Below are 11,060 nucleotides of genomic sequence, written 5' to 3'. Positions count from 1 at the left end.
GGAGTCTGTCGGACTTAGCCGACCGTAGCGAGAAAAAGTCCGGTTTGAGACAGTTTTTATGATTATTTGAGGCGAATAGCGAGCTATTCAACGAAAAGAATCATAAAAAATGGCCAAATCCGGCTTTTTCGCAGTAGGTCAGTGGTAAGTCCGACTGGCTCCTAGAGTCAGCAAAGAAAGGGCTGCAGTCAGCTTTCTTATCATTATTCAGGCTTCCATGTCAGTCTTTTAGGGTGAAAGCATAAACCCTGACTCAGCAGTATGATCATTCCGTGACAGAAAAAAGAAGGATTGTTGAAGAGGGGCACAAAAAAAGCAGATACCGATTACTTCGATATCTGCTTTAGAGCGTTTTCTGACGAAAGATTACAGTCTGGATTCAACCAGTTTCTCCAGTTTCACCTGATCCTTGGCAAAGTTACGGATACCTTCTGCCAGTTTTTCTGTCGCCATGGCATCTTCGTTCATTGCCCAACGGAATCCTGTCTCATCCAATACTACTTTTTCGTCACTGGATGCAGCGCTTTCCTGAGACAATTTCTGGACAACAGTCTCTTCTGTTTTCTCCAGGTCATCCAGCAGACCAGGACCAATGGTCAGACAGTCACAACCCGCCAGTTCAATAATCTCACCGGTGTTACGGAAACTGGCCCCCATGACGACGGTGCTATAGCCGTGCTGCTTGAAGTAGTTGTAAATGCGGGTCACAGAAACAACGCCAGGATCTTCAGACGCTTCAAAATCACGGCCTTCGGCCTTTTTGTACCAATCGAGAATACGGCCAACAAAAGGTGAAATCAGGAATACGCCGGCTTCCGCACAGGCCTGAGCCTGAGAAAAGCTGAACAGCAGGGTCAGATTGCAACGAACACCTTCCTGTTCCAGGATTTTCGCTGCTTCAATACCTTCCCAGGTGGAAGCAATCTTGATCAGCAGACGATCAGGGTCAGCCCCCTGCTCACGGTACAGGGCAATCAGTTCACGAGCCTTGGCAATGGTTGCTTCCTTATCAAACGACAAGCGAGCATCTACTTCTGTTGATACCACGCCTGGCACAACCTGCTGAATTTCCTTGCCTATCGCTACGGCCAGCCAATCACAGGCATGCTGAGCCTGAGCCGTTTTATCAGCGGCCTTAGACTTGCCATACTCCAGTGCACTGTTAAAAAGAGTCTCATAAGCTGGGAGTTCAGCCGCTTTCAGAATCAGGGATGGATTGGTGGTAGCATCAACAGGCTGATATCGACGAATGGCTTCGATATCTCCTGTGTCTGCAACCACTTTTGTCATACCCTTGAGTTGCTCTAACTGATTCATTTGACTCCCGATCCTCTTCATTTTTGAACAGCCCAAATGAGTCATAAACTACTCAGGGCTGCTTCTATCATTCATAACTGTCTAAATGGAAAATTGATAATCCAGATTTACATAGTGGTTTTAACAGACTGACGCTCAACCAATGTTGAACGCAGTGTTTTTACTTCAGGCTTTTGCCCCGGATTCTCTATACGTGTAATCAACGTATCCGCAGCCAATCTGCCCAGCTCTGCCTTGGGTTGATGAATCGTAGTCAATGGCGGCGATGTATACGACGCTAGTTCAATATCATCATAACCTATCACGGATATATCATCCGGAATCCTGTAGCCCCGTGTCTGAAGGGCACAGATCACTCCCATGGCCATCAAATCATTACCAACAAACAGGGCTGATGGGGGTTGCTGTCCATTATCCAGTCCATCCAGTAAGCGATTAACGGCCTCAAAACCACTTTCCGCCGTCAGACGACCTTCAACGATCCAGCCATTCTCAGCCGGTATACCCGATTCTTCCAGTGCCCTGTGATAGCCTGCCAGACGTTGGGAACTGGGGGACAAGTCCGCAGGACCACTGATACAGGCGATAGAGCGGTGGCCGTTGTCCAACAGATGGCGGGTGGCTTCATAACCTCCCTGCTCTGGATCTTCCATAATGACATCGGCTTCCATTCCCGGAGCCTGACAATCCAGAATCACCAGTGGCCACTGACAGTGTTCTCGCAGCATTTCAAAAAAGCCCGGATCACTGTGAGCGGACATGACCAGCAGACCATCAATGCGCTTTTCTTCCAATGTCTGCAAATAAGATGCCTGTTTGTCCAGGTTATCATCGGAATTACAGAGTACCAGATGATAACCCCGCTCATAACAGGTCGCTTCTACACCATGAATCACTTCTGCAAAAAATGGATTGGCATTCGACCCCGTCAGCATACCAATGGTGTAGGTTTTGTTTGTTTTCAAACTGCGGGCGACAGCACTGGGTTTATAATTCAGTGCCTCAACCGCCTGCCTGACCCTGTATGCCTTATCTTCACTGACAAACCGGGTACCATTCAGAACATGAGAGACCGTTGAGATGGATACTCCTGCCTGCCTTGCAACATCCTTGATCGTTGCCATAGCGCCACTCTCTTACCGTTCTATCATAATCTGTTGTACTTCTGTGCAGAGCGGAATGCGCTCAGCCAGAAATTGTTCTGTTTCATCCCTTCCCGGGATTGATGTCTGAGCACCACGGCGAGTCACCGAAATGCCCGCTGCGGCATTAGCAAATCGCGCAGCACTGTCGATATCCATGCCTTCAGCCAGTTTTACCAGCAGTGCACCATTAAAGGTATCACCTGCAGCAGTCGTGTCGGTTGCGGATACTTCAAAACTGGGGACAATCCGGGCGCCCGCCTGATCAGAGATCAATGCACCCATTTTTCCCATGGTAATCACAACCGTAGAAATCCCCTTGTCATGGAGCACTAAGGCAGCCTGACAAGCACTATTCGAATCATTAACAGCAACACCCGTCAGCACTTCTGCTTCTGTCTGGTTGGGCGTGATCATATTAACGTTAGCCAATATTTCATCAGACAGTGGACGTGCAGGTGCCGGATTGAGAACAACCGTGACACCGGTACTGCGGGCCACTTTTGCTGCCTCGAGAATAGAAGCTTCTGGCGTTTCCAACTGCATGAGCAGGTAGTCTGCACCGGCGATCTCGGCTTTTTTCTCCAGCACCCGCTCAGGGGTTAATGCTGCATTAGCTTCAGCAGCAATACCAATGCAATTTTCTGCACGCTCATCCACAAAAATCAAAGCTACACCGGTGTTCACACCTTCTACCTGCTCAACCAGGGAAGTGTTAATTCCGTCTTCTGCAAACTTATCAACAATTTCACGACCAAAAGCATCTTGTCCTACACAGGCAAGAAAGTGCGTATTGCCTCCCAGTCTGGCGCTGGCTACTGCCTGATTGGCGCCTTTTCCACCAGGAATGACCTCGTAGCGGCTGCCAGTGACGGTCTCACCGGGACGGGGAAAGGCATCTACTTTCAATACATGGTCTGCATTCACACTGCCAAGAACAAGAATCTGTTTAGTCATGGACCTATCTCTATATTCAGAACTATGGTCAGAACTATGGTCAGGCTCTGAGCCTGACCATAAGTGCATATTCAGGGCTGCTTCGTGATCAGCTTCAATTCAACAGGTGTGTAGACTTCAACCTCTTCACCCTTGATAGCCTTATCAGCGGTTTCCACACCCACTTCACCAATCATTGATGCTTGCTGGGCGATCGTGGCTGCCAGACCTCCGTCCTCTACTGATTTGATGCCTTCTTCAGTGCCATCAAAGCCTACGACGATGATCTCTTTTTTCGCCGCTTGTACAGCTTTCAGAGCACCCAGCGCCATTTCATCATTCTGGGCAAAAATGGCTTTAACATCAGGATGCGCCTGCAGCAGGTTCTCGGTAACGTTCAGAGCTTTGGTACGGTCGAAATCCGCTGGCTGGCTGGCCACCAGTTCCAGATTGGAGCCCTTGATTGCTTTCATGAAGCCTTCACCGCGCTCACGAGCAGCAGAAGTACCCGGTACACCTTCGAGCTGAATCACCTGACCTTCACCACCCAGTTTCTTGGCGATGAATTCACCGGCCATTTCACCACCAGCAATGTTGTCGGATGCCACGTGAGAAACCACGTCACCACCATTAGCTCCACGATCCAGGGTAATCACGGGGATTTCTGCACGGTTGGCAGCACGAACAGAGTTAGCTGCAGCATCGGAATCAGCTGGATTCAACAGGATGGCGCTGACACCTCGCACGGTCAGATCTTCGGTGTTGGTCATTTCCTTGGCGGAATCATTCTGGGAATCCAGAATGACCAGGTCATAGCCCAGCTCCTGAGCTTTTTTCTCCGCCCCTTCTTTCAGGGTGACAAAGAAAGGGTTGTTCAGGGTAGACACGACCAACGCCATCGATTTCTGACCGGAAGCGTCGGATGATTCAGTACCCGTTGAGCCTTCTTCAGGCTTGCTGCAGCCTGTCAGAGCCAGACCTGCGGTCAGGGCAACGGCCAGTGCTTTTTTCATGGAGAAGATCATGGACAACAACCTCATGGTTCCGATTGTTTGGCCGGTTTATCCCGGCCTTATATAGGCAGATAGCCACTTCCGGTTAAGGGCAGTGGCTCTGGTTTCAGGACTGTTTTGTAGAGCGGGTGTCTACCAGAACAGCCAGAAGAATAACGAGGGCCTTGGCAATCAGCTGGTAGTAGGAAGAAACATTGAGCAGGTTCAGGGCATTGTTCAGGATACCGATGATCAGCACACCGACCAGAGTACCGGTGATCCGTCCCTTGCCACCTGTCAGGCTGGTTCCACCCAGCACTACTGCAGCAATCGCATCCAGCTCGTAACTGGTACCCGCTGTTGGTTGAGCCGAAGCCAGACGACTGGTGACAATCAATCCTGCCAGAGCGGAGAGACCGCCAGAAATGGAATAAACAGCCAGCTTGATACGATCGACATTAATACCGGACAGACGAGTAGCAGATTCGTTACCACCCAGAGCATAGACGTAACGCCCCAGTCGTGTGTGATTTAACACGAACCATGCTGCCACAAAAGTGAAAGCCATCAGGTAAATCGGAAAAGGAATACCAAACAGATAACCATTGCCAATAAATGAGAAAGCATCAGAAGCAGCGCCACTGCTGGCAGAAATGGGTCGCCCATCAGTGAATACCATGGTGGCACCACGGAGCAGAGTCATTGTAGCCAGTGTTGCAATAAACGCCTGAACCCGTCCCTTGGCAATAATCAAACCACTCATGGCTCCCATCACAGCACCACCTGCCAGAGTCAGGGTCACCACCAGCATGATATTAAAATCCATGCCTATCAGGGTTGCAGCCAAAGCACCGCTTAGGGCCAGAATTGAACCTACTGCCAGATCAATACCACTGGTCAGAATGACGAAAGTCATACCTACAGCAATGATGGCGTTGATAGAAGTCTGTCGCAGAATATTCAGCATATTATTGGTGCTGAAGAAACTGTCGCTGATCACAGAAACAACCACCATGAAAACCAGCAGGGCAATAACAGATTTGTATTCAAACAAAAATTCTTTATTGATGCAGAATTTTCTACCGCTGCCCTTCATAAGCTCAGGGCTGCGTGTGCCTGCCTGTAAGGTTTGTTCAGTCATAACTTTTCCTCTTTACGCTGCCTTACCAACAGCACAACGCATCAATTTTTCCTGTGTGGCTTCCTGACGATCAAATTCACCGGTGATCCGCCCCTCATGCATGACCATGATCCGGTCACTCATACCCAGGACTTCCGGCATGTCAGATGACACCAGTAAAATACTCATGCCCTTGTTCTTGAATTCATTGATTAGCTGGTAGATTTCCTTCTTGGCACCCACATCGACACCACGGGTAGGCTCATCAAGAATCAGCACCCTCGGATTGATCATCAGTCCTTTGGCAATGGCTACTTTCTGCTGGTTGCCACCACTGAGGTTCTTGATCAGCTGTTTGGCCGTAGGGGTTTTAATATTGAACGCTTGTATGAAGTGTTGAACCGAATCCATCTCTCGACTTCGGTCAATTTTACCGGTGGCCGTCTGGAACTGTTCCAGACTACAAAGACTCATATTTTCAGAAACCGACAATTCCAGCACAAGGCCATCACCCTTACGGTCTTCAGAAATGTACACAATTCCAGACTGCAAACCTTCCGCCGGTGTTCTAATTCGCATGGATTCACCGGCCACCCGAATTTCGCCAGACTGAGCACCGTTCGCGCCGTATAAAGCTTTCATCAGCTCAGTACGTCCTGCTCCCATCAAGCCAGATATGCCGAGGATTTCACCTTTTTTCAGCTGAAAACTGACCTCTTTCACACCATGAGCTGAAAGGTTTTCCACCTCAAGGGTCAGACCACCGGGCTCAACCTCAATACGTGGGTACTGCTCCTCCAGAGAGCGGCCCACCATCTGCTCGATGATGTCGTCTTCAGTCAGTTGTGTCACTGGAGTTTCAGCAATGAAACGACCATCTCTCATGATGGTGGCATCATCACAGATTTGGAAAATCTCCTGCAGACGGTGAGAGATATAAACAATTCCTTTGCCTTCACAACGCAGCTGACGAATCACTTTGAAGAGACTTTCGGTTTCTTTATCAGTGAGAGCATCCGTCGGCTCGTCCATCACAATCACCTGAGATGAAAACGACAGAGCCTTGGCAATTTCTACCATCTGCTGAACGCCAATACTCAGTTTGCCTACCGGCGTTGAAGGATCAAACTGCACGTCCAGCATATCGAGAAGCTTCTGAGCTTCTGCACGCATGGCTTTCCAGTCAATTCTGCCGAATCGGCCCATGGGCTCACGGCCCAGGAAAATGTTTTCGGCAATAGACAGTTCAGGAATCAGGTTCAGCTCCTGATGAATAATGCTGACACCACGCTCCTGAGAATCCTTGGGGCCCCTGAAAGCCACGTCATCCCCGTGGTATTTCAGCTCGCCTTCGTCACGGCTGTAAATACCTGTCATGACTTTCATAAGAGTCGACTTACCAGCACCGTTCTCTCCTAACAGTGCCATTACCCGGCCAGGGTAAATATTCAGGCAGGCACCATCCAGAGCCCGGACCCCGGGAAATGTCTTGACGACATCTTTCATCTGGAAAACAGGTTCAGATTTTGGTTGGGTACTCACCTCATCCCCCTCAATGCTGCTTACAATGACAATGCCATTTTCAATGGTATGAAACCGACGGCATTTACGTTCAAGGACGTTTATTAAAATGCAACGCCAGATTTCAGAATGACATTGGCATAGGGTGTGCACTCCCCTGTACGAACCACTGCCTTACTGAGGTCAGACTGGGCCTTGAAAGACTCATGACTGACCTGGACGACTCTGACAGGAGCCCCCTGTTCTTCTCCCAGCAGTCGAATGCGATCAATGAATTGCTGATACAACTCCGGACTGACCTGGACAAACTCTTTAGCAATGATGATTTCTTCCACGACCGTTTCAGAAAGCACCACACCCAACGTGTCCAGAAAACCCGGAACACCATGAGTCAAAGCCAGATCGATACGCTCAACACTTTCACCAATAGGCAGCCCGCAATCGCAGACAGTCAACCCCTGCCCATGTCCCAGGCTGGCAATCGCCCCGGAAAGCTGTGGGTTGAGAAGTCTGGTCTTTTTCATACTGGCCACCGTTGGTTGTGTCAGCGAGCCTTTCTTAACAAGAAGCTCATCGTTATCGGGTTCACATTGACTGTTGTGTAATCAAATCTGGAGCCTGACCGAGCATCGCGCCCGAGCATAAAATTCAGTAGAGCGAGTCGCAGCCTTGAGCGCTCTGGGCAGCTTCTTTGGATTTGTGCGAATAGTTGAACTATTCTCACGAATCCATCGAATAATTCGACTCGTTCTACTGAAATTTATGCTCGAAAGCATAAGTCCGACAGGCTCCTGGTAAAACGTTTGCGCAAACGTTTTTCTCGCCATCACTATAACCATTCAACCCTCGATTAAAATTGACATAGATCAACCAGAAACAAACCCGCACAGACAAAAACAAGAATGGCGTTATGGGGAATACTGATTTGATAAGAAATTAACAAACAGGAAGGCGTGGTTATCAGAAAAGAAAGGCTCGGTTAGCAATCGGTATGGCTACAAGACAAACAGATTTTCCTTCAGCCCCTTAACCTCAACCTCTATGGCAAAGATAGAGCCTGATTCGGGGTACGACTCCAGCTCTTCTTCAGAACAGGCCTGACGGCAGCTGGTTATGAACAAGGTTGAACAATCGCTGCCACCAAAGGCGACCATGGTTGGGTACTTAACCGGTAAGTCAATGGTTTCCAAAAGCACCCCTCCGGGAGACAACCTGACAACGGCTGCCCCTTCGTAGAGTGCTGTCCAGTAGCAACCTGCTTCGTCAACGGCACAGCCATCTGGTCGCCCCTGCCCAAAAGGAAATCGATGGAACACCCTGCGATTCGTCAGCTGTGCATGCTCAAGATCAAAGTCGCAGGCATAGATGGTGTGCTGCGGTGTATCCGCATAATAGAGTGTTTGATTATCCGGACTGAATGCAATGCCGTTACTGGTCAGCAGTGGTCCAGCCATTCTGCGGCAATCCAGCTGGTTATCCAGCATATAAATCCAGGCATCGGATTTGTCTTTAGGAGAATAAACCGATCCGGCCCAGAATCTTCCCAGGGCATCGCACCGGCCGTCATTAAAACGATTGTGAGGCTTATCGGACTCAGGGTCACAAATAGGGGTAATTCGTCCTGATTCTATGGAATCGATAAATACAAAACCGGAACGTAGCGCAGCCACCAGACCATTCGTCTTTCTGAAGACAAAGCAGCCAATCTCTTCAGACAAAGTTAATGACTGGCGGACACCGGATGCTGGTTGCCAGCTATTCAGCGTTTTCCCGGTAATATCCACCCAGTAGAGAGAAGATGAGGGCTCATGCCAGCGGGGGCATTCACCTAGAAGACTGCCCGCATCCAGCACATTTTTGACGGCTTTCATGGAAGTGGATAGTGAACCCGATGCCAACAGCTTGCAAGTGAATTGGGAGTATCAAAAAAACCATTTCATCTCTTCAAAAGATGAAACGGTTTTCTGTTTCCGGGCTGTTGGCTGTTGGTAGTGCTCAGAGCCATGGAATCCTCAAGGCTGTTTGGAAGTATTTTGATGCATGATCTGGTTCACCCTGAGTTCCTGCAACAGCAATTCAATCTGAAACTGCTCCGCTTCAATCAGGGTTTTATAGCGAGCTACCACCGAACTCGTTTGATCGGATAACGTGCCTTTGGTATCCAACTCAACACTGTCAGCGATGGACTTCAGCTGGGTATTAATCTCTTTTTCCTGAACACTGTTCCGAGGCAGTTTTTTGTTTTTCTTAACTTTCTTGTTTGCCTTGGCCTGAATCTGCTTCAATTCGCTCTGCATGCGACTACGATAGGTTCTGATCCGTTTCTGTCTGAGGGCGATACGCTCCTCAATCATTTGGGTGCGGACCCTGTTGTCCATTCCTTTGAGCTTATCCATATCAAACGGCTCAAGCGGCGCAGCCAGTCCCTTAAGCTCGATAGGCTTGGCATTGCTGTCACACTTTTCTTCAGTGAAAACAACCGCGCCATTAACCTGACACTTGTAGATCGGCTTGCCCTGAGCAGAAGTGACCGCCAACAGGAAACTGGCACCTATTAACAGAATTCTAAAATCCATATCCGCAACCCTGAAAAAGTACTTCTCTTTACTATAGTCAGCGAAAGAACAATCACCTTTCACTCCTCTCCGAGTCAGATATCTGGACATCAAGAAGAAAAACACAACAATTCCGGTGTTACGGACACGCCTTGTAATCGCCATCCCTTTATCGTCTGTCCCATAGCAAGCCTGCATGTTGTGAAGGACTGACATGATAAAAGTAATAACAAGATCCGAGACATCTCGACTCTCTTCCCAGGGGATAAAAGCCCGTTTATCCGCTCTTTGTATCACAATCCTGTTGGTTGCTTCCGGACCGGCCAGCGCCAACGCAAAGAACTACGGAGAAATGGTGGATGTACCCGCTGGCTCGTTCATTATGGGCTGCCTGAATTCAAACGATGATATCTGTTACTACATCGAGGATGAGAAATCTCACAAAGTCTATCTGGACGACTACAAAATCGATAAATACGAGGTCACTTTTGCTCGTTATCAGAAATGCATTGATGCCGGTAAATGCAACGATCTGGCGATAGGTGGCTCCATGAACTTTGGCCGCAAGGGTGTGGAAAACTATCCTATCAATGGTGTGACCTGGCACCAGGCTAAAACTTTCTGCGAGTACGAAGGAAAACGTCTGCCCACCGAAGCGGAATGGGAGAAAGCTGCTCGAGGTACTGATGGCAGGAAATACCCCCCCTGGGGTAACCAGAAACCATCCTGTGAACTGGCTGTTATGGATACCCAATACGCCGGCAACCTGGGTTGCGGTACAGGCAATGTGATGAATGTGGGTTCAAAGCCAAAAGGAGCTTCACCTTATGGTGCAATGGACATGGCCGGTAATGTCTGGGAATGGACTGCGGACTGGCACAGCACCCGTTATTACAACCGGAGTCCTGAAAAGAATCCTCAGGGTCCTTCCAGCGGAGTCTACAAAACCACCAGGGGCAGTGACTTTTTTGCCAGAGCGTATTGGGAGCTGCGCTCCACCAGCCGCTTCCCATACTACCCCAGTAACGTCAGCCCTGCTATTGGCGTGCGCTGCGCCAAGTCTGCATAAGGAGAATGATCATGGAACTTAGCAAACAATGGCTGGCAATCGTCGCTTCAGTTTTTCTGTTAACAGGTTTCTCTACTGCAGGAAAAGCCTTTAATGACAAAGCCATGGTAGAAATCTCTTCAGGCGAATTTACCCGTGGCTGTACCCGAAAATACAAGGAATATGAGTGCCTGCCTGAGGCCCTTCCGGTAAAAAAAGTCTTTGTCAGTCAATTCAAGATTGATAAATATCCGGTGACCTACCGTCGCTACAATGAGTTAGGACTTACGCATTGACAGCGTATTCCGAAATTTGATAATTGACCCAAATGATTGTTTATCAGGGATGAAAGTGAGAAGTACTACTCGCCCGACTACCGCACGATGCACCCTTTCACAATACATGGGCTTTTTGATTAGTGAGCCAAAA

Annotated in this window: 11 protein-coding genes; 2 read left to right on the top strand and 9 right to left on the bottom strand. The window is 48.9% G+C overall.

Annotation, left to right across the window (positions count from 1 at the left end; genetic code table 11):
• Positions 1-366: 366 nt before the first annotated feature.
• The 9 genes from tal to ACR2PX_RS19210 all read right to left on the bottom strand — a co-directional run bounded on the left by tal (position 367) and on the right by ACR2PX_RS19210 (position 9,604).
• Entirely contained in the window at positions 367-1,317 is a 951-nt protein-coding gene (gene tal, locus ACR2PX_RS19250; RefSeq protein ID WP_434000982.1) for a transaldolase, read from the bottom strand.
• A 107-nt stretch (positions 1,318-1,424) separates the two neighbouring features.
• Positions 1,425-2,441 carry a LacI family DNA-binding transcriptional regulator gene (locus tag ACR2PX_RS19245; protein WP_434000981.1) on the bottom strand — a complete coding sequence of 339 codons (1,017 nt, stop codon included), beginning with the start codon at positions 2,439-2,441 and terminating at the stop codon, positions 1,425-1,427.
• A gap of 12 nt (positions 2,442-2,453) precedes the next feature.
• Positions 2,454-3,416: a ribokinase gene (gene rbsK, locus ACR2PX_RS19240; RefSeq protein ID WP_434000980.1), complete on the bottom strand. Its 963-nt coding sequence runs from the start codon at positions 3,414-3,416 to the stop codon at positions 2,454-2,456.
• Between the two features lie 71 nt (positions 3,417-3,487).
• Positions 3,488-4,408, bottom strand: a complete 921-nt coding sequence (gene rbsB, locus ACR2PX_RS19235; RefSeq protein ID WP_434000979.1) for a ribose ABC transporter substrate-binding protein RbsB — start codon at positions 4,406-4,408, stop codon at positions 3,488-3,490.
• Positions 4,409-4,514: 106 nt separating this feature from the next.
• Positions 4,515-5,528: a ribose ABC transporter permease gene (rbsC, locus tag ACR2PX_RS19230; protein ID WP_434000978.1), complete on the bottom strand. Its 1,014-nt coding sequence runs from the start codon at positions 5,526-5,528 to the stop codon at positions 4,515-4,517.
• A gap of 12 nt (positions 5,529-5,540) precedes the next feature.
• Positions 5,541-7,049, bottom strand: coding sequence for a ribose ABC transporter ATP-binding protein RbsA (gene rbsA, locus ACR2PX_RS19225; RefSeq protein ID WP_434000977.1), 1,509 nt, complete (start codon positions 7,047-7,049; stop codon positions 5,541-5,543).
• Positions 7,050-7,132: 83 nt separating this feature from the next.
• Positions 7,133-7,552 (bottom strand): D-ribose pyranase, encoded by a 420-nt coding sequence (rbsD, locus tag ACR2PX_RS19220; RefSeq protein WP_434000976.1) that lies wholly within the window; start codon positions 7,550-7,552, stop codon positions 7,133-7,135.
• Between the two features lie 471 nt (positions 7,553-8,023).
• Positions 8,024-8,899, bottom strand: coding sequence for an SMP-30/gluconolactonase/LRE family protein (locus ACR2PX_RS19215; RefSeq protein WP_434000975.1), 876 nt, complete (start codon positions 8,897-8,899; stop codon positions 8,024-8,026).
• Between the two features lie 141 nt (positions 8,900-9,040).
• Entirely contained in the window at positions 9,041-9,604 is a 564-nt protein-coding gene (locus tag ACR2PX_RS19210) for a hypothetical protein (protein WP_434000974.1), read from the bottom strand.
• 193 nt (positions 9,605-9,797) lie between these two features.
• Between ACR2PX_RS19210 and ACR2PX_RS19205 the strand changes: the two genes are divergently transcribed.
• Both ACR2PX_RS19205 and ACR2PX_RS19200 read left to right on the top strand, forming a co-directional pair.
• Positions 9,798-10,652, top strand: a complete 855-nt coding sequence (locus ACR2PX_RS19205) for a formylglycine-generating enzyme family protein (RefSeq protein ID WP_434000973.1) — start codon at positions 9,798-9,800, stop codon at positions 10,650-10,652.
• Between the two features lie 11 nt (positions 10,653-10,663).
• Positions 10,664-10,927 (top strand): SUMF1/EgtB/PvdO family nonheme iron enzyme, encoded by a 264-nt coding sequence (locus ACR2PX_RS19200; protein ID WP_434000972.1) that lies wholly within the window; start codon positions 10,664-10,666, stop codon positions 10,925-10,927.
• Positions 10,928-11,060: the final 133 nt, after the last annotated feature.

It is taken from the genome of Endozoicomonas sp. (assembly GCF_051008435.1).
Lineage (GTDB): Bacteria > Pseudomonadota > Gammaproteobacteria > Pseudomonadales > Endozoicomonadaceae > Endozoicomonas_A.
This window is presented reverse-complemented; position numbering and strand designations above follow the sequence as displayed.